At 41.8% G+C, this 20,781-nt stretch carries 14 protein-coding genes; 11 read left to right on the top strand and 3 right to left on the bottom strand.

Annotation, left to right across the window (positions count from 1 at the left end; genetic code table 11):
* Positions 1-14 precede the first annotated feature (14 nt).
* The 8 genes from AACZ73_RS20135 to AACZ73_RS20100 all read left to right on the top strand — a co-directional run bounded on the left by AACZ73_RS20135 (position 15) and on the right by AACZ73_RS20100 (position 10,736).
* On the top strand, positions 15-2,471 hold the full coding sequence (locus AACZ73_RS20135; RefSeq protein ID WP_339880636.1) for a glycoside hydrolase family 95 protein: 2,457 nt from the start codon (positions 15-17) through the stop codon (positions 2,469-2,471).
* 212 nt (positions 2,472-2,683) lie between these two features.
* Complete coding sequence (locus AACZ73_RS20130) at positions 2,684-3,523, top strand: sialate O-acetylesterase (protein ID WP_339880635.1); 840 nt, start codon at positions 2,684-2,686, stop codon at positions 3,521-3,523.
* 56 nt (positions 3,524-3,579) lie between these two features.
* A complete protein-coding gene (locus tag AACZ73_RS20125; protein WP_339880634.1) occupies positions 3,580-5,502 on the top strand; it encodes an alpha/beta hydrolase-fold protein in 1,923 nt (640 codons plus the stop codon).
* A gap of 169 nt (positions 5,503-5,671) precedes the next feature.
* A complete protein-coding gene (locus AACZ73_RS20120) occupies positions 5,672-6,694 on the top strand; it encodes an alpha/beta hydrolase-fold protein (protein ID WP_339880633.1) in 1,023 nt (340 codons plus the stop codon).
* 30 nt (positions 6,695-6,724) lie between these two features.
* Positions 6,725-8,005, top strand: a complete 1,281-nt coding sequence (locus AACZ73_RS20115; protein ID WP_339880632.1) for a citrate:proton symporter — start codon at positions 6,725-6,727, stop codon at positions 8,003-8,005.
* A 17-nt stretch (positions 8,006-8,022) separates the two neighbouring features.
* Positions 8,023-9,363: an acyclic terpene utilization AtuA family protein gene (locus AACZ73_RS20110; protein WP_339880631.1), complete on the top strand. Its 1,341-nt coding sequence runs from the start codon at positions 8,023-8,025 to the stop codon at positions 9,361-9,363.
* Complete coding sequence (locus AACZ73_RS20105; protein WP_339880630.1) at positions 9,363-9,662, top strand: hypothetical protein; 300 nt, start codon at positions 9,363-9,365, stop codon at positions 9,660-9,662. Before AACZ73_RS20110 ends, AACZ73_RS20105 begins: the two co-directional genes overlap by 1 nt.
* A gap of 153 nt (positions 9,663-9,815) precedes the next feature.
* On the top strand, positions 9,816-10,736 hold the full coding sequence (locus tag AACZ73_RS20100) for an alpha/beta hydrolase (protein WP_339880629.1): 921 nt from the start codon (positions 9,816-9,818) through the stop codon (positions 10,734-10,736).
* Positions 10,737-10,830: 94 nt separating this feature from the next.
* Here AACZ73_RS20100 and AACZ73_RS20095 read toward each other — a convergent pair whose 3' ends face one another.
* Both AACZ73_RS20095 and AACZ73_RS20090 read right to left on the bottom strand, forming a co-directional pair.
* On the bottom strand, positions 10,831-11,595 hold the full coding sequence (locus AACZ73_RS20095) for a ThuA domain-containing protein (RefSeq protein WP_339880628.1): 765 nt from the start codon (positions 11,593-11,595) through the stop codon (positions 10,831-10,833).
* A 197-nt stretch (positions 11,596-11,792) separates the two neighbouring features.
* On the bottom strand, positions 11,793-12,365 hold the full coding sequence (locus AACZ73_RS20090; protein WP_339880627.1) for an RNA polymerase sigma-70 factor: 573 nt from the start codon (positions 12,363-12,365) through the stop codon (positions 11,793-11,795).
* A gap of 214 nt (positions 12,366-12,579) precedes the next feature.
* Here AACZ73_RS20090 and AACZ73_RS20085 point away from each other — a divergent pair, with 214 nt between their 5' ends.
* The 3 genes from AACZ73_RS20085 to AACZ73_RS20075 all read left to right on the top strand — a co-directional run bounded on the left by AACZ73_RS20085 (position 12,580) and on the right by AACZ73_RS20075 (position 19,054).
* Positions 12,580-13,632 carry a FecR domain-containing protein gene (locus tag AACZ73_RS20085; RefSeq protein WP_339880626.1) on the top strand — a complete coding sequence of 351 codons (1,053 nt, stop codon included), beginning with the start codon at positions 12,580-12,582 and terminating at the stop codon, positions 13,630-13,632.
* A gap of 138 nt (positions 13,633-13,770) precedes the next feature.
* Positions 13,771-17,283, top strand: coding sequence for a SusC/RagA family TonB-linked outer membrane protein (locus AACZ73_RS20080; protein WP_339880625.1), 3,513 nt, complete (start codon positions 13,771-13,773; stop codon positions 17,281-17,283).
* Between the two features lie 10 nt (positions 17,284-17,293).
* Positions 17,294-19,054, top strand: a complete 1,761-nt coding sequence (locus AACZ73_RS20075; RefSeq protein ID WP_339880624.1) for a RagB/SusD family nutrient uptake outer membrane protein — start codon at positions 17,294-17,296, stop codon at positions 19,052-19,054.
* Between the two features lie 277 nt (positions 19,055-19,331).
* On the opposite strand, the gene AACZ73_RS20070 is transcribed toward AACZ73_RS20075, so the two are convergent.
* Entirely contained in the window at positions 19,332-20,780 is a 1,449-nt protein-coding gene (locus AACZ73_RS20070; RefSeq protein ID WP_339880623.1) for a SusD/RagB family nutrient-binding outer membrane lipoprotein, read from the bottom strand.
* Between the last annotated feature and the right edge of the window lies 1 nt (position 20,781).

Below are 20,781 nucleotides of genomic sequence, written 5' to 3'. Positions count from 1 at the left end.
CAAAATTTTATCCCATGAGAAATGTGATGTTATCTTTTTTAATCTTCCTTTCTTTTCACAGTTATGCCCAGGAAAGCTCTCCACTCACGCTTTGGTACAAGCAACCAGCAGCTGATGTGTGGACAGATGCCCTGCCGATCGGAAATGGCAGATTGGGAGCAATGATCTATGGAAATGTCGAAAACGAGCTCATTCAGCTTAACGAGCATACAGTTTGGTCCGGAGGTCCTAATAGAAATGATAACCCGGATGCGTTGGCATCCTTACCGGAAGTTAGACGATTGATTTTCGAAGGGAAACAAAAAGAAGCGGAACAGTTGGCCGCTAAAACCATCCAAAGCAAGAAATCACAAGGGCAGAAGTTTCAACCTGTAGGTGATCTGAAAATGGCATTTGAAGGACATGGCACTTATACAGATTATCGAAGGGAACTGGATATTTCGCGGGCAATTTCCAAAGTCAGTTATGTAGTCGATGGCGTGACCTTTACCCGTGAAGCCATCGCTTCCTTCGCAGATAATGTTATTGCAATTCACCTGAAAGCCAGCAAACCAGGTAAAATTTCCTTCACCGCTTCCATGGCTACCCCTCAGCCTAATGCGAAGGTTGCTCTGAGCCCAGAAAAAGAATTGACTATATCCGGTACTACGACTGATCATGAAGGTGTGCAAGGTCAGGTGAAATTCAAGGGCATCGCGAAGATTAAAAACCAAGGTGGAGAGATCAGTTCATCAGAGAATTCAATAGAAGTAAAGAATGCAAATGAAGCTACGATCTATATTTCCATAGCTACCAATTTCAATAATTACCTTGATCTGACAGGTGATGAAAATGCAAGATCTCAGACCTTTATGGCAGAAGGATCGTCCAAAACTTTTGATGAGTTATTCAGCGCAAACCTGATAGACTATAAGAAATACTTCGATCGTGTAAGCCTGGATTTGGGTGAGACGGAAGCATCCAAACTTCCCACAGATGAGCGTATAAAAGGCTTTCGGGAAGGAGACGACCCGCAGTTGGTGACGCTCTATTATCAATACGGAAGGTACTTGTTGATTTCTTCTTCCCAGCCAGGTGGCCAACCAGCAAATCTGCAGGGGATTTGGAACCAGGAGATGTCCCCTCCATGGGACAGCAAATACACTATCAATATCAATGCTCAGATGAACTATTGGCCGGCTGAGAAAACCAACTTGGCTGAGCTTCATGAGCCTTTCCTGAAAATGGTTTCTGAAATGGCTGAGGCTGGTGAGGAAACGGCAAAAGTTATGTACGGTGCACGTGGATGGATGGCACATCATAACACTGATATCTGGAGAATTACCGGTCCAGTAGATGCGATTTTCTGGGGAATCTGGAGTGGTGGTGGTGCCTGGACAAGCCAGCATCTTTGGGATCACTTCCAATACAGCGGAGACATGGATTATCTGAAATCTATTTATCCTATCCTAAAAGGTGCAGCGATGTTTTACGTGGATTTCTTAGTGGAGCATCCAGATAAATCATGGCTTGTGGTCAATCCGGGAACTTCACCTGAGAATGCTCCTGCAGCGCATGAAGGTTCTTCTTTGGATGCAGGCACTACCATGGACAACCAATTGGTTTTCGATGCTTTCAGTGCGGTGATTCAAGCTTCGGAAATGCTGGATAAGGACCAGTCTTTTGCAGATTCCCTGAAAATCATGAGAGATAGACTTCCCCCAATGCAGATCGGGAAGCACGGTCAACTTCAGGAATGGCTGGATGATATCGATGATCCCAATGATCATCACCGTCATATTTCGCATTTGTATGGTTTATTCCCATCCAATCAGATTTCCCCACTTCGTACTCCGGAATTGTATTCTGCTTCCAAAAACACTTTGATTCAGCGTGGAGATGTATCCACTGGATGGAGCATGGGTTGGAAAGTCAACTGGTGGGCCAGAATGCTGGATGGAAACCATGCTTATAAACTGATCCAAAATCAGCTCTCGCCTGTAGGTTCCAATCAAGGCGGTGGTGGTTCTTACAACAACCTTTTTGATGCACATCCACCGTTTCAGATTGACGGCAACTTCGGTTGCACATCTGGTATCACAGAGATGTTGGTACAAAGTGCAAACGGAGAAATTCATCTGTTACCTGCCTTGCCGGATGTTTGGAAAGATGGAAGTATTACTGGTATTCGTGCCAAAGGTGGCTTTGAGGTAGTGGAATTGATTTGGAAAGACGGTAAGATTGAAAAAGCAGTAATTAAATCAACCATTGGAGGAAACCTTCGCTTGCGTGTGCCGAATTCATTGAATTTAGAAAAAGGGAACGGGCTTTCAACAGCTGCAGGAGAAAATCCAAATCCATTCTATCAGGTTCCAGTTACTGCCGATCCTATAGTTTCGCCTCAAGCTAAAATAGAACTTCCTAATCTTGATGAAACCAGCGTCTATGACTTGAAGACAGAGGCAGGTAAAACTTATGAATTTATTCCCTAAAGCCTATAAAGAGAAGAAATAATATGATTATCCGTAATGATGCCAGTAGCCTTATTTCCCTTGCTTTATTCGCTGGAAGACCGGTGACCGATGACCGAAGTAGCCTCAATTCTTGCTTTAACCATTACAATAATTGCTTTTATCTTCTTATTGGCAGAAAAGCTGATAAAAGTAAAATCTAAATAACCTCTCAAACCTAACCTAAACCCAAAATGAAAAAACCTAGCCTCTTCTTTCCAATTCTTTTTATGCTCTTGTTGACTTCTGGGAAAGGGTTTTCTCAGGATCCCAATTTTTACATTTTCCTCAGTTTCGGGCAATCCAACATGGAAGGAAATGCCAAATTTGAACCTCAGGATACCGTGGCAAATGATCGTTTTTTGCTACTTCAGGCTGTAGACTGCCCGGACTTAAACCGGAAAAAAGGGAATTGGTATCCTGCCGTTCCGCCTCTTAGCCGCTGCAATACGGGCATTACTCCGGGTGATTATTTTGGAAAAACACTCGCTGCAAGTCTGCCCGACAGTATTAAAATCGGAATTATCAATGTGTCTGTGGGAGGCTGTAAAATCGAGCTTTTTGAAAAAGATAGTTACGAGTCCTATGTGGAAACTGCTCCAGGATGGATGAAAGGGATGATCGCTCAGTACGATGGAAATCCATACGGTAGTTTGGTAGAGCTCGCAAAGCTTGCCCAAAAAGATGGAGTGATCAAAGGTATTTTACTTCACCAAGGTGAGTCCAACACAGGTGACAAATCCTGGCCAGGAAAAGTGGAAGGAGTCTACGATAATCTGCTTAGCGATTTAGGTTTGGCACCGGATTCTGTTCCTCTATTGGCTGGGGAATTGGTAAGCGCGGAGCAAGGAGGGAAATGTGCCAGCATGAACCCAATCATCGCTACCCTTCCTGATGTAATCCCAAATTCTTACGTAATTTCCTCTGCTGATTGCGAAACTATTCCAGATGGTTTGCATTTCTCCGCTGCCGGATACAGACTTTTAGGATCCAAATACGGCGAGAAGATGGCTGAAATACTTAAGAGTGAATGATTTTTCTGTTCATTTCTCTTATAATCTAACCCAAAAAAATAACCTAATAAACCTATATGAACCGCTCGAAAAACCTATTATTCCTATTGTTCCTTTTTGTGGGTCAAATTCATGCACAGCAACTAGAAAAAGAAGCCCCAGCAGGATTTGATCAAGTGAAAGATGGAATTTCCCATGGGAAAATTGATTCCATCAGCTATTCCTCAAAGACAGTTGGCGCAACTCGGAAAGCTTTGGTTTATACTCCTCCTGGTTATTCAAAAAGCAAGAAGTATCCAGTGCTATACCTGCTGCATGGTATTGGAGGTGATGAAAAAGAATGGCTAAAAGGCGGGCATCCTGAGGTTATTTTGGATAATCTCTATGCCGAAGGAAAAATAGAACCTATGATTGTCATCATGCCAAATGGCAGGGCGATGAAGGATGATAGAGCGGAAGGAAATATCATGGCTCCGGACAAGGTTCAGGCATTTGCGACATTCGAGCAGGATTTGCTGAATGACTTGATTCCTTATGTTGAAAAAAAGTATTCTGTACTTACCGATAGAGAAAACCGTGCAATAGCGGGACTTTCCATGGGAGGAGGACAATCCCTGAACTTTGGTTTAGGAAACCTGGATAAGTTTGCTTGGGTTGGAGGATTTTCTTCAGCTCCAAATACCAAATCACCCGAACTCTTGGTTCCAGATCCCGAGAAGGCTAAGGAATTGCTGAAAGTTCTTTGGATTTCCTGCGGTAATGCAGATGGATTGCTGGGTTTCAGTTCACGTACCCATGATTATCTTCTGGAGAATGATGTTCCTCATATTTATTATCTAGAAGAGGGAGGTCATGATTTCAAGGTCTGGAAAAATGGGCTTTATATGTTTTCTCAGTTGCTCTTCAAACCTGTGGATCAGTCCAAATTTAATGCTTACAGTCCTTTGGGCACTCCTGCATCCACCAATGTAGGAACTTCAAAATATCCTCAGGTTTTCCCAGATCATACAGCAGCATTTCAGGTGAAAGCCCCACAAGCCCAAAAAGTACAGTTGGATCTTGGCAAAAAATACGATATGGTGAAAAATGAAGAAGGGGTGTGGGAAGTCAAAACTGATTCACTTAGCGAGGGTTTTCACTATTATTCTTTGATTATAGACGGGGTCGCCGTGGCAGATCCTGCCAGTGATACTTTTTACGGAATGGGCAGAATGGCCAGTGGGATAGAAGTACCCTTCAAAGGTGACGGCTATTACGAACTCAAAAATGTTCCGCATGGCGAAGTCAGAAGAGTTCGATATTTTTCCAATGCGCTGAGAGCCTGGAGACAGTTTTTCCTTTATACCCCTCCAGGATACGATGAAAATACTTCGGAAAAGTATCCGGCTTTATATATCTATCATGGAGGCGGAGAGGATGAGACAGGCTGGGCGAATCAGGGTAAAACTGATTTGATTCTGGATAACTTGATAGCTGAGGGCAAATCAAAACCCATGTTGGTAGTGATGCCGGATGGAAATATGCCTGCCAGTGCATTTACGGAAGATGGATTGAAACAATTCGAAAGAGAGTTGAAAGAAAGTCTTATTCCTTATGTGGAAAAGAATTACCGGGTAAAAACAGGAGCGGAGAATCGGGCTTTGGCCGGTTTATCTATGGGTGGTATTCAAACGCTCTATGCAGGTGTAAACAACACAGATTTGTTCTCCTATTTGGGAGTATTTAGTTCTGGTTGGATTGCTTCCCGACAGACAGAACTAGTGGATGCCCAGTATGAGTTTATGAAATCCAATGCTGGTAAAATCAACGCTGACTTAAAGGAATTCTGGATAGCCATGGGAGGTGAGGAAGATATTGCCTTTCAAAACTGCAAAATCATGATGGCGAAGTTTGATGAGATGGGTATCAACTATACTTACTCAGAATATCCGGGCGGACATGCCTGGCCGGTATGGAGAAATAATCTTTACAAATTTGCTCCTCTATTGTTTAATGATTAACTCCCGGTAAATTAAGTATATGCGCTTTGCTGCCAGTAAAGAGGCAAAAGCAATAGTATATGCTTAAACTTTGAATTGAGTCCACTTCCGTTTTCGGACTAAATAAGGAAACCTGCATCATTGTAAATACACATAAAATTTTAATTACCCGAAATCAACCCAAAATTCCATGAAGAAAATATTTTTGATTTTACTGCTAATCAGCGGATTTTCTGAACTAACCTTTGCCCAAATTAAAGGTGAAATCAGAGTTGACTCAGTGTACAGTGCCTTCTTGGAAAATGATTTTGGTGAAGCTACTACCAGGAAAATCAGCGTCTATCTACCTCCGGGATATGGGGAAAGTACCAAAAAGTACCCTGTGATTTACTTCTTGCATGGATTTACGGGAACCCACGAGATGCGGGGGATGAAGGATATTTTGGATTATGCTATTGAATCAAAAAGAATCCGTCCTTTTATTCTGGTCATTCCCAACGAGTTGACCACCTATGGTGGAAGTTTCTATAGCAATTCAGAATATTTTGGAAACTGGGAGGACTTTACGGCAATCGATCTTGTATCCTATGTGGACAAAAATTACCGAACCATCGCGGCCAAGGAAAGTAGGGGAATTACAGGCCACAGCATGGGAGGCTATGGAGCTATCAAATTGGCTATGCATCATCCTGATATTTTCAATACAGTGTATGCAATCAGCCCAGGTGCTTTGACTATCGTGCGTGAATACGGTCCCAACAGTGATACGTTCAAAGAGCTCTCCACCATCAAGACACTAGATGAGCTTAGCAAAACATACTTTGGAAGTGTGATGATGGCTTTCGGCCGCTCTTGGTCACCCAATCCAAATAAAGCGCCTTTCTATTGTGATTTTCCATTTGAATATCAGGGAGATGAATTGATTGTTCACCAGGATGTTTTAGAGAAATGGTATGCTAATATGCCGGTGCATATGATAGATGATAACCTTGAAAATCTGCAGAAACTGAAAGCGATCAAGATGGATTGGGGTAGAAATGCGGGAGATCGGTTTACTATCCAATGCAAGATGTTTAGCCAAAGGCTGGAAAATGTTGGGATAGCGCACTTTGCGGAAGAATACATAGGTACCCATACCAGTGGAATCTACACCAATGATGGACGAATCCCTCAACAGGTATTGCCATTTTTTGACGAGTATTTAGAATTTTAATACTTCAGCAATCGGCCAGAATTTATCTATATGCTTTCACTCTTAGGTTTTCTTACCATAGTCTTTTTGCTAGTGCTGGTGATGTCGAAAAAGGCATCTCCGGTAGTCGCATTGATTATGGTACCATTGGTAATGGGCTTGATAGGTGGGTTTGGCTTTGAGTTGGTGGACTATATGACAGATGGGATCAAAGCCATCGCACCTACGGGAGTCATGTTTATTTTTGCCATTTTGTTTTTTGGAATTTTAACTGACGCTGGCACCTTCAAACCCATCATCAATAAGCTGTTAGGTTTTGCTGGTAATGATCCTGCTCGAATTTCTGTTGCTGCATCAGTTTTGGCGATGATCGTACATCTGGACGGCTCTGGGGCTGTTACATTTCTGGTGACAATTCCAGCCTTTTTGCCCTTGTATGATGCATTAAATATGAAGCGGGCAAATCTTGCATGTATTGTTGCCCTTTCCGCAGGTACTATGAATATTTTGCCCTGGGGAGGACCTACTGTCAGGGCGGCTTCTGCATTGGAAGTTCCTGTCACCGAACTCTTCAACCCACTCTTGATTCCGGTTTTGGTAGGGTTAGCTGCTGTACTTTTAATTGCCTTCTATCTTGGCAAAAGTGAAAGAAATAACGGTATCCTGAATACGGTTCAAATGGAAGAAGAAGTCACCCATAGCGAGCTGGAGCGGCCACACTTGTTCTGGTTCAATATAGGATTGATTCTCATGGCAGTTGGAATCCTTGTTTCTGGATTGGCTCCTCCACACGTGATATTTATGGTTGCCTTTTGCATCGCCATTTCAGTCAATTACCCAAAGGTAAAGGAGCAGGGCAAACGTATAGATGCCCATGCCAAAGCAGCGATTTTGATGGCAAGTATTTTATTTGCTGCAGGATGTTTTACCGGGATTTTGAAAGGATCAGGAATGATATCCGCAATGGCAGATTCAGCAGTTGCTTATACTCCCGGCTGGATAGGCAATCATTTGGCAGTGATTACCGGAGTTTTATCCATGCCTGCCAGTCTGCTTTTCGATCCAGATTCCTTCTATTTTGGAATTTTGCCTTTATTAGCGTCCACTGCGGTGGAGTTTGGTGGCTCGGAAATAGAAGTGGGAAGAGCGGCAATCATAGGTCAGATGACCACCGGATTTCCTGTTAGCCCGTTGACAGGAGCGACTTTCTTATTGATTGGTCTGACAGGGGTTGACTTGGCCGATCATCAGCGGAAGACCATTCCTTATGCGTTTTTGGTAAGTATAATAATATTGATTGTTTCACTTGTAGTCGGAGCCATCTCCTTGTAAAATCAAGTTATTTTCAAATGAAAAAAATTAGAATCGGAAGTGGAGCAGGTTATGGAGGGGACAGATTGGAACCTGCGATCCAGTTGATGCATAAAGGAAATCTCGATTATATTGGGTTTGAATGCCTTGCAGAGCGGACTATAGCCATTGCCCAAGAGCAAAAAAGGGTTGATCCTTCCAAAGGGTACAATGGTTTACTGGAATATAGAATGGAGCAGGTAATTCCATTAGCTTATAAAAACAAGATAAAGGTGATCACAAATATGGGAGCGGCTAATCCTGAAAAAGCAGCAGAAATAATTGCTGACTTGGCTAAAAAAGCCGGCTCTCATGGGATGAAAATCGCCGCGGTAATGGGAGATGATGTGCTGGCGCAAGTCAGGAATCAAGAAAATTTGATGATTCTTGAAACAGGACTACCCTTATCTTCAATCAAAGAAAACATTGTTTCCGCTAATGCTTATTTGGGTGCACTTCCGATAGTAGAAGCCTTGCAAAACGGTGCAGATATTATTGTGACTGGTAGGGTGGCGGATCCTTCTTTGTTTCTGGCTCCCATGATTTTTGAGTTTGGTTGGAGTATGGATGATTTTGTGAAACTGGGAAAAGGAACTTTGATAGGACACTTATTGGAGTGCGCTGGACAGGTTTGCGGAGGGTATTTCGCCGATCCGGGAATTAAGGATGTTCCTGATCTTTGGAATCTTGGATTTCCCTTGGTAGAGGTGGACGAATCCGGAGATGGTTTTGTATCCAAACTTCCGGATTCCGGTGGGTTGGTTAGTACAGCTACCTGCACAGAACAGATGTTGTATGAAATCCACGATCCGGAGCGATACTTTACTTCCGATTGTGTGGCGGATTTTTCCAAAGTGGAATTTCAGGTGTTGGAAAAAGATAAAGTCGCATTTAAGGGAGGAAGCGGAAATGAAGCTACCACTACTTATAAGGTTAGCGTGGGATACAGAAATGGATATTTGGGAGAAGGGGAGATCAGTTATGGAGGAGCAAATTGCATGAAGCGGGCCGAACTGGCCATAGAAATCATCAAAAAAAGACTGGAAGGAAAGGAACTTTACGATTTGAGATTCGAACTTATAGGAGTAAATTCCATTAATCCCATAAGCTCCTCTAATCAGGTAGGTGATCCTTCCGAGGTTAGAGTACGGGTAGCCGGAAAATCTAGTTCGGCAGCTATAGCCAAACAAATCGGATTGGAGGTGGAAGCACTTTACACCAACGGGCCTGCTGGAGGTGGGGGGGCATCTCAGAATTTGGTTGAGCAGATTTCCATAGCTTCAGTACTTCTGCCCAAATCAGAAGTGAAAACTAACATCATTTACCAAACTATAGGCTGATGAAACTTTGGGAAATAGCACATTCCAGAACTGGCGATAAGGGGAATATCAGCAATATCTCCTTGATTGCTTACGACAAGTCAAACTTTGATATTATATCAACAAAGGTGACTGCTGACAAGGTAAAAGCCTGGTTTGGGGATCGGGTCAAGGGTAAGGTGGTCCGATACGAATTACCGCAATTGGGCGCTTTGAATTTTGTATTACACGATGCATTGGAAGGGGGAGTCACTAGTGCTTCTACTTTGGACAAGCATGGCAAATCTATGAGCTCTTATTTGCTCATGATGGATATATAATTTAGGAAAAATCAAAATTGGTATCCTTTATAATTAAAATAACAGTATATTCTTTGCTCAAATAGAAAGATTTCCGAAGACAACTGACTGAATAATTTTTTTGTCAGCATATCAGATAGAAATAATAAATAACAAACAAAACCCAATAATAAAATGAACCTATTAAAAACCTCAATTCTGGCGTCATGCCTTTTAATCGCTTCCTCTGCTATGGCGCAGGACGGCACCATTTATCCACTGGAAACGCCAGATGAACCAAATGCAATTTTGCTAAATACTGGTGGTGTTGAAAATCAACCTGCTACCGAAACTTGGTTCAAGCAATGGGGAGATCCCATGGCACGGAATATTACCACTGCCACACTTACACCATTTTTACCTGAACCTGGCAAAGCCACAGGAGCAGCCGTACTCGTTGCACCAGGCGGTGGCTTCAGATGGCTTTCCCTGAAAAATGAAGGCTGGGAAGTGGCAGAAGCTCTCGCAAAGCAGGGTATAGCTGCATTCGTCTTAAAGTATCGTTTAAGACCTACGCCGGAATCTTTAGATGCATTCAAGGAATCTATGAACCAAACCTTATCTCCACCACCTGCGCCTTCGGCTAATGCACCGGCCAGACCAGCCCCTTCTTCACTTGATCTATCAGATCAGTTGGAAGATGCAGAAGCGGCCTACGCCATGATTCTTGAAAATGCTGAAGAGTGGGGAGTGGACGTGGATAGATTAGGGATGATTGGCTTTTCCGCGGGTGCAGGTCTTACTATGCATAGCACGTTAAATTCAAAGACAATGAAATTGGCCTTTATTGGCCCGATTTACGGTGGCATGGGACCTGTAGAAGTGCCTGAAAATGCTCCGCCCATGTTTAACGTAATTGCTTCAGACGATTTTCTGTTCAGGGGACAATTTGGAGTGGTTGATTCCTGGTACAAGGCGGGGATTCCTGTGGAGTTTCACTTATACCAAAATGGTGGACATGGATTTGGTCTTGGCAATCCAGGCCGCACTAGTAATCGCTGGTTTGATGCTTTCATACACTGGCTGGATGTGAATGAGTTTCTGAAAGCAAACTAATTGCTGTTACCTAGTAGAAATAAAGAAAGTCATCAGTTATGATGACTTTCTTTATTTCTCTCTATTATCACTTCCTACCGGCGTTATTAAGCTTTTACTTTTCCACCCCCGCGGCCCATAGAATCGCATTAGACAATAGATCTTTGAACACCTGCACTTCCATCAACTTAGCATCATGGCCCATAAGAAAGTATACGTTCCGAGCTTTTTTCGATTTGTTTTCCCAGATGACAGGGTGATCTCCCATTTTTATGTCTGATGGCGGACTGTAACTGTTCTCATCCACATTGGCTAACACATGGACATTTGGTCTGGGGTTTTTATCAAAAACATACCATTCATCATCTGGAATTTCGAAGGAGGCCGGTATTCCTCTGAAAATAGGATGGGATTGATCCTCCACATAAACCGTTGCCGTGGCTTTTTCGGCGATATAGTTTTTAAACCTAATTCCACCCATAAAGTCCGAAAACCACTCCCACATAGGATACCCATCAAACTCACCCAGCAAAGTAGCATGATGTAAGCCTACCCAACCGCCTTGGCCTTCGTTGATGTACTGTTCAAAGGCTTTTTCACCGGATGGACTCCAGGTATAAGGCGGATAATTCAGTTGAATGATTACATCAAAGTCACTTAAGGTCAAGGAATCTAGTTCAGATGCGTGGTTTAAAACTAGATAGTACATCTTCTGATCTTTGGAGAATTCTGATAGCCACTCCAAGGCAGGCTTTACAAAACCTTCATGCTGATCGCCTCTTTCAGTTAAGATTAATGCATTAAACTTTACATCCTGGGCATCTGCAGCCTGGAAGCCAAAAACTGACAGTAGACTTATAAGTAAAGTGATTTTTCTCATTTGGAATATTAGGAAACAACATCTGTAAATAAGGAATGAGGCATATGTAAGATGGAATATAGCTAAGCCAAAGTATTCGGTCTTCTGTTTTCCTTCCTGCCAAACAAAGAATTTAAGGAAACTGGGATAATTACGGATAATTAATGGAAAACGCTCTATACTTCTTTTCTCCCACGACTCAACACCGACTTTTATATTTATAGTATTAATAAAATAAGTCCAAACAACAAGAAATTAGTGTTCTGTAAAGCTACCCTAAAGTTGTTTAAAGCTTGTGTAAGGTGATTTTCAACGGTCTTTGTGGAAATCCCCAATTCCTCCGCTATTTCCTTATGGGATAAGCCTTTGACCCGGGATAGTTCAAAAATTTCCCTTCTTCGCTCAGGAAGGTACATCAGCGTTTCTTCCATTTGCTTTTGCAAATCTTTGTAGTCCATGTCCTCTTCTACGTTGTTGCAGGGAATAATCAAGCTCATCTGATATTCTTGCGTAGCCTTGATTTTGATTTTCTTCTTGAATTCATCGATGATGATATTCTTTCCGATTTTATACAAATAGGAGTTTAAACTTTTGTCTTCGTCGATGGAAGTTCGTTTCAGCCACAGCTTGATAAAAACTTCCTGTGTAATTTCTTCAGCATCCACTTGTGGCAATCCATAGCCAATACAAAACAGATAGATTTTCTTGTGAAAAAGTCCATAGATCTCTTCAAAGGCCATTTTATCGCCCCTTTTCAATTTACATACTAGCTCTTTTAAGTGCTGATTCATTAAAGCTGGCTTAGTCTAAATCTCAAAAAATATAAATTTTTAGAATTATGAATATTTCTTAAATATAAGTAATGTAAGTTGAAAATTTTACTTAATACTTACTTCAAACACTATTTTATTGCCTTTATTGAATAATACGGTTAAAAAAATATCTTTTTTTTACATCCGACTAGGGGTAAGCCAAGTTTTTCGAGTATTACAATAAATGAGATCAATGAACCCAGAGTTAGTTAAAAAATTCTTTGATGGGAAATGCAGTCCTGAAGAAGTTCATCAGGTCCTTCTCTGGATCAATTCGGAAGAAGGGGAAAATCAATTAAAAGAAGAGTTTGAGAAATTTGATGCAGAGGACTTAAAATCAAGTATTAATAGTAAGTCAATTTTAAAAGGCATCCACAAGAGAATTGCCTCGGAAAAGCAAGAACTGGAATCGCCTCCTATAGTTAATCCCAGAAAACCAAAGCAAATAGATAAGCCTAAAAGTAGGTTAATCAATCGATGGAAGGTAGGTATAGCAGCCTCATTTCTTTTAACAATTGTAGCTTCTGTATTCTGGCTGTTTACTGTCCGAAGGGAAGAAAACCAGCCTGCGACAGGATTTCAGAATCAAGTGGAATACCTTACAAAACAGACTCTTGCAGGAGAGAAGTTGACATTGAAGCTGAGTGATGGCAGTATTTTACAACTAAACTCAAATAGCAGTGTGAGATTTCCTAAAACTTTCGATGGAAAAAGAAGGGAGGTATACATGATGGGACAGATTTTCTTCGACGTGAACAGAGATGTGGAAAGACCCTTTATCGTGCACTCAGATAATTTAATTACCAGTGTTTTAGGTACTTCTTTCGTCATAGAGGAAAATTCGGAAAGTAAAAAAAGCCAAGTGGCAGTACTGACGGGGAAAGTAAAAGTGACCAAAGCTATATCAGATGAATCAGGCAAGGCAGATGAGCTTTTTCTGGAACCTATGGATGCTGCAAATTTTGATGGATCCCAAGGATTGTTTGAAAAGACAAAGGTCGACTATGATCAATCATTTGCCTGGAAAGATAACGTGATTGTTTTTCGGAATGCGAGCTTCGGCGAAGTCCTCAAAAGACTGGAAAATTGGTATGGTGTAAAATTTCAGTACCAAATGAATAGTAAGAAAGACCAAGATTACACAGGAAAATTTGAAGAACAGACACTGGAAGAAATCCTGATTGGCCTTTCCTTCACCTATGATTTTCAATATGAAATAAACGATTCCACAATTATTATCCACTAAAAAACAAGAGGCCTATGATTGAATAGAAGTAGTGAAAAAACAAGAAGACCATCAATCAAAGCTGGATTTTGCCGTGCAGCGATGATCAATGATCTAATTGATTACAGATATAGAATATTATCCATAAACAGAACTATTATGAATTCAAAGTTACTGAAAAAAATTGTAACCATGGGAAAATACGCCTTTCTCGGAATGGTGCTTCAGTGCTTATTTTTAAGCACTTTGTTGGCTGGAGAAAGTACTGGCCAGACAAAAATGGAAGAGGTTTTTGTTACCATTCACCAGGATCAAATACCGATTGGTGAAGTCTTCCAACAAATCGAACGGGACACTGACTTTCTGTTTTCTTTTAGAAGACAGGATGTGAAAAATGCCGTCTTCCACAATAAAAGGATAGGGGAAGAGGTATCCGTAGAAGCCTTGCTACAGGAAATTTCAAAGGATAGCAATCTGAAGTTTAAGCAGGTAAAAAGCACTATCCACGTGGGATTAAAGAATAATTCCATCATAGCGGAAGAGCAGCTAAAAAAGGTGTTGGTAAAAGGTAGAGTAGTGGATGAAAACCAACTACCGATGCCAGGGGTGACTATCACTGTAATGGGGACATCCACCGGGACCGTTTCAGACGCAGATGGCAATTATTCTATTGACGCACCGGATGGAGCATCCCTTATTTTTTCTTTTATAGGATATCTTACCCAGACCATAGAGATAGGGAGTCAAAGTATCATAGATGTCACGCTGGCAGAAGATACCAAGTCGCTGGACGAGATCATTGTCGTAGGATATGGTACGCAGAAGAAAGTCAATCTTACAGGGGCTATTACGGCTGTGAAGACTGCCGAAATCAATGAAATACCAGCGACCAATCTTTCTAATACTTTGGCTGGTAGGGCTCCCGGAGTTAACGTAACAGGTACTTCGGGTTTATCAGGTGCTTCTTCTTCAATAAGAATACGTGGAAGTTTTGGTGACCCTTTGTATGTGATAGATGGTATAGTGCGGGACAAAGCAGCATTTGACGCACTTAATTCTAATGAAGTAGATAATCTAAGTTTCCTTAAAGATGCTGCTTCAGCATCCATATATGGTTCCAGAGCTGGTAACGGAGTTGTATTGGTGACTACAAAAAAAGGAGTGGAGCAGAAAATGACCATTGGATTTCAGACTTCTTATTCCACATTCAGGCCTACCCAGGAATTACTTTCGGACAAGACCACAGCCACAGATGAATTAATCTACCAAAACCGTGTAGCTGAATTTTTGGGAACTACTCCTCCAAATGGTCCTGAGGAATTCGCTTATTTTGAAAATAGGAGCTATAACGTCAATGACTTTATCTGGCAAAATCCAAATAGTCAGAATTATGTTTTAAGTGTCACCGGCGGAAATGAAAAACTCACGTATTATTCCATGCTAAGCTATCTTGGGGAGCAAGGTTCTTACAAAAGTGTGGATCATGGGAAGTTCAACCTCCGAAGCAATGTGTCTGCGAAGATTACAAACCGCATTACCCTGGATTTAAACATAGCTGCCACCCAACAGAATCACGACCGTTTTTACTGGCCTTTTTCTGGTGACGATGACTACGATGTATCCGATTTGTACCGCGTAAGTTTCAACTGGCCAAAAGTCTATCCCTTCTATACCGAGGCTGATGGTACTCCTTCAGACCATGTGACAGACTATCCTTTGCAGACTCCCATGGGCAGCTGGCAAGCTTGGAGCGTAATAGATCAGATTGTGGGAGATCGGTATATTAAAACCAGAAAACGTCAGGTAAACTCTATTCTATCACTTAACATAGATTTGAGTGACATGATAGATGGACTATCCACCAGGGTGGTAGGAAGTTATTTGGCCACTGATTACATGCGTAAAAAGTATCTGACTTATCAGAAAAACTATGTATTCACTCAGGCTGATCCCGACGGGAATAGATTTATTCCGGCTGCTCCAGACCCTAACAATATCAATATTTTCAATTTTAGCCAAAACCAGGAGTTCCTCAGCTACGAATTGGAAACAGGCTGGAGTTATCAGTTTGATTGGTTTTTAAACTATGTCAAAACTTTTAACAAGCATGGAATCAATGCTATGCTTGTCTATGAACAGGCAGAGAATGGAGCTTACGGTGCCTTCTCAAAAGCTGAAGATCCAGTGACGAACTACGATCAGGATTTTGTGTATTCACAGGATTCCGAAAGAAGATATGGTAGTGGATGGGAAGAGATAGGGGCTAGACAATCTCTGATCGGTAGAGCTAACTATAATTTTGATGAAAAATACATTGCAGAATTTTCCTTTAGATACGATGGAAATACGCTTTTTCCCAAAGGTAACCGATGGGGATTTTTCCCATCAATATCTGCAGCATGGAGAATCGCCGGTGAGGAATTTATGTCAGGTACTACCAGCTGGTTGGATGATTTGAAATTGAGAATGTCTTATGGTACTACCGGAAATGACTTGGATGTTTATAACAATAGAATCAACCCATTCTCTTTTGTGAATACTTATAGTAATCAAGGGAGCTATATTTTTGGAGATCAATTATATACGAGTATCGTACCAGGATCCACTCCAAATCCTAATTTGACTTGGGCTACTTCCACTACTTATAATGTTGGGCTGGACTTTGAATTAATCGACACTCGATTATCAGGTTCCATAGATGCGTTTTACAAGCAGGAGGTAGATATTTTAGGATCCAGACTGGTGACACTACCGGATAATTACGGACAGTCATTGGCTCCTGAAAATTATGCGGAAAGATCCTGGAAAGGTGGAGAGCTCGCCTTGCTATGGAGAGATCAATCTGCTGGTGGTAAATTGAATTATTCAGTGTACGGCAATTTGGGCTATGCACGGGATCAGTGGGATAAGTTGGATCAGGATCCTATCTACTTGCCTGGAGGTAACAGGGAGTTTGAAACACAGATTGGCCAACCAAGCGGTAGAATTTTTGGTCTTAAATCTTTAGGAATAATTCGTACCCAAGAGCAGTTAAATACTCTTTTGGAAGCCGGATTAAAACAATTTGGTAGAGATCCCTACTTGGGAGGATTATATTTTGAAGACGTACGCGGAGATGGCTATTCCCCGGGACCTGATGGGAAAATCGATGGAAATGACTTCCAATTGCTTTCCAATAACGCAACTCCACGGTTGAATTATGGCTTTGGTTTTAATCTGGATTGGAAGAACTTCTCAGTCACTTCACATTTTCAGGGAGTGGGCGTGTATGACCGGATTATCAGTAATCAGGAAGGTGCAGGGATGCGCCAGCATGGAGGCTCCATCAGACCTTATTATCCTATTTGGGCAGATGATGTATGGACACCGGAAAATCCTGACGCCAAATATCCTAGGCCAGTAGGTCAGAACTGGTATGAGTCCGGTACAGGTTCTACTTCTTTCTGGATTAAGAACGGAGCTTACTTAAGGCTTAAAAACCTCAATGTTGGCTACAATATTCCAAGTAATGTCCTTTCAAATTTCAATATCGCAAGTGCCAAGGTTTTCTTTAACGGAACCAATTTGTTTGCCATCTCAGAAGTGAAAGAATTTCAGGACCCAGAGCAGAAAAACTATGATTCTTTTCCTCTGATGAGATCTTTTACTCTTGGCCTTGATGTTAAATTTTAAAGAAACTACAATGAAAAGATTACTATATATACTCGGAATCAGTTTGTTAACAGTTGGGTGTAACGATCTTCTGGAAATTGAAGATATCAATCATTACAGCCCAGAACTTGTGTGGGGAGATGAAAACCTAGCCAATGCCTACATGGCGAATCTGTATGGAATGTTTGGCAATTGGGATACCGGTGCTGATCGCACCTCCCAGCAGATTGCCGGAATAGTGTGGTATGCAGATCGCATCACTATCTCTAATGACGATTATAAAGATTGGAATTACGACAGAATCAGATTAATCAATCAGGCAATAGTAGATGTGAATAGCGGAACACTGGATCAGGAGCTAAAGGATAATATCACCGGCCAGGCATTGTTCATGCGTGCATATACCTATTTCAACATGGTCATGTTCCATGGAGGAATTCCCTATATTAAAGTTCCCCAGGACAGGTATGAAGATGACTTGTTTGTAGCCAGGAATTCCACAGCAGAGTGCTTTGACTTATTGATAGAAGATCTGGATCAGGCAATTTCCTTGTTGCCAGAAAGTATTTCTTCTTCCTCCGGAGACTTTGGCAAAATAGATGGAAGTTTTGCGCTGGCATTTAAGGCTAAAGTACTTCTGTATAAAGCTTCCCCTCAATTCAATCCTTCCAATCCTTGGGACAATAGTTACTGGGCCGAAGCTCACACTGCTTCAAAAACTGCCTATGAATCATTGACTTCTCTTGGATACGGTTTGGAAGATGTATATGGGGATATTGCTCTGGATGAAAGAAATCGCGAGACTGTATTTTCAGTTATCAATAGCTATCCTAATAAGTCTGCCAACTGGGACTTTGGTGTAAGACCTGGTTCTGAAAGTAGGGGACCAGCCTCAGCATGTCCAACTTGGGAGTATATCAAAGAATTTCCGATGCTGGATGGAAAACTTTACAATGATCCAACCGGTGACTATTACATGACCGATGCTGAATTTCTTCAGAACTATTGGAAAAACAGAGACCCAAGGTTTGACCAATCCATAGTCTGGAATGGGAAAATATATGAGGTCTCCGGGAAAGCAGGAAAAAGACAATACACCTCACTTGGTATAGCTCATGAACTGGATGATTTTGGTATCAATCCAAACGCTGGTATCAATTCCACCAATCTGGACAGGTACACAGGATTTTTCATACTGAAAAACAGTATGTTGGACCTAACGCAACCTGAGGTACAGCAATATGATGTGGATTATGTCCTGATGCGTTTTGCTGAAGTGATGTTAAACTATGCGGAAACTTCCAATGAAACAGGGGATATCACTACCGCCATGAATATTCTGAAGCAGATAAGAGATAGGGCAGTCATTCTTCCTGGAGCAGATGGCAACTATGGTCTTTCTGCTACCACTAGAGAATCTATGAGGGAGGCTATTCTTGCAGAGCGAAATATAGAATTCGCTTTTGAAGGATTTAGATTCTGGGACCTGAGGAGACTTAGAATGTTAGACAGATTGGATGGACAGACCAAACACGGCGTGGAAGCTATTGCGGTAGATGAAAATGGTAGTGAGATTTCTCTTGCTGTGGGTAGGGAGTTGGCATCCAGCTATTCTCTTCTGGAAAAGGACTTCAAGTATCAGGTTTTGCAGGTACCACGATCAGGGGTTCAAAGCAGCGTTTTGCCTGAGAACTATTATTTTTTCCCTATACAAAAAGCTGTGTTGGATAGAAATAATAAGCTGCAGCAGAATGTTGGATGGGGAGGGACTTTTGACCCGACTTTAGAATAGTTATTGGAAAATTTCCAGCAAATAGGAGGCTAGTAAGTTATATTACTAGCCTCTTTGTTTTTCTTCGGGAATACAGTTTAGACCAGATTTCCATTCCTTATTTCCAACATATTCTTTCCTCTAACATAAAGGTTGCTATTTCCGCAATAGGTAATAATCATTAGAAAATTTTAAACCTACATCAGGCTAATTTTCTCCACCGCTCTTACTCTTTCTTTTCCCTGCAATGCTAAATAAGAGTTCCGGAAAATCCTTTCATGATCCCCCGGAACTCACCTTATTTTTCCCACCAGACTTTACTGTTGATATTATCCCCGCCCATTCTGCTGGCAGCTTCCTGATAGTTGCTGTTATTCACTGCCTGTTCGGATTCTGGATATAAATATCGCACCGGATACTGGTCATCATTGAGATTGTCAGGTCCTGGAGTCAAGGCAGGAATTCCAGTCCTTCGTATGTTAAACCAAGCCTCATGACCATTGCTGATCAATGACAGCCATTTTTGGGTCAGGATCTTTGTCAAATCGTTGTTGCCATCCAATACTATCGTTGGTCTTTGGAAATAATCTGCAGGAATAGGAGTATTGAAGTATTCGAAACTAGCACTTATCCCTTTTTCATAATAATCCTTGGCATTTCCAGTGATATAACCTCTGCTAACTGCTTCCGCCAATGCAAACTGAAGCTCTGCGTACTGCATAAATTGCCCATCAACCCCATCTGGCACGTCTCTGAAAATCGCACCAAATAGTGAAACATCATTTAGGTTGATTCCACGTTCATTGATAGTCTCTCTATTCAACCCATTTTGCAGGCCTTTAAATTTGGGATTGCCTTCAGTCACACTTTGCTGTGAGGGCTTATAAAGAACCATCTGTCTAGGATCATCCCAGGCTTTGAGCACAGAGTCAACTGTGAGCGTCATGCGATGCTCCTGATATAAGCCAAGCGCAGACTGGGACATAGGCCATTGGTTTGGTGCTGAGGAAAGGTATGGGACCACCGCATTATCCAGATTGCTGCGCATCAATTCATTTTCATCCGCCAAGGACTGCAATTCGGAGAAGTCATTTATTCTCTTGGATATCCTCAGGATGTATCGTACCCTAAGGGAATTTGCAAACCTCTTCCATTTATCAAGGTTATTGGCAAACATCACATCTCCCTGAATACTCGAGGTAGTGTTTTCCAAAGTAGCTGCAGATCTTTTCAACAAAGCCAAAATCCCTGTTTCAGGATCGGTATAGATCATTTCCTGCGTGTCGTACTTGGGATTATAAACTCCCGACTTTGCCCCCAAAGCTTCTGAATAAGGCACATCACCCCACATATCTGTCAGCTGGGAAAACAAATACGCCTTCATAATATCAGCCACAGCGTTGTAAGCTTCATTTGTTGCATCATTAGTCTGTATGGACTCTATATCATTCAGTAGTCTATAAGTGCCATTCCAATACTGGGCATTGCTTCCCATCTCATAGCGGTCTATTCGTTCAAACTCCACACTTGCAGCAAACTGTGTCAGGTAATTGGAGAGGCGAAAACCCTGGGTGAAGGTGTTCTCATCTGCCGCCACTGAGATCACATTGGAAAGTAAAAACTGTGGACCTATACTTTCCGGGGAATTGGGGTTGGTATTGATTTCCTCAAAACCTTCTGTACAGGAAAATGACAGCAGCAAAGTGAAAATTACCGTGGCAGGAGTTAATTTGTATAGCTTTTTCATG

The sequence above is a fragment of the uncultured Algoriphagus sp. genome (genome assembly GCF_963974835.1).
Classification (GTDB): domain Bacteria; phylum Bacteroidota; class Bacteroidia; order Cytophagales; family Cyclobacteriaceae; genus Algoriphagus.
The sequence above is the reverse complement of the archived record's forward strand: the minus strand, read 5'-3'. Positions and strand labels throughout refer to the sequence as shown.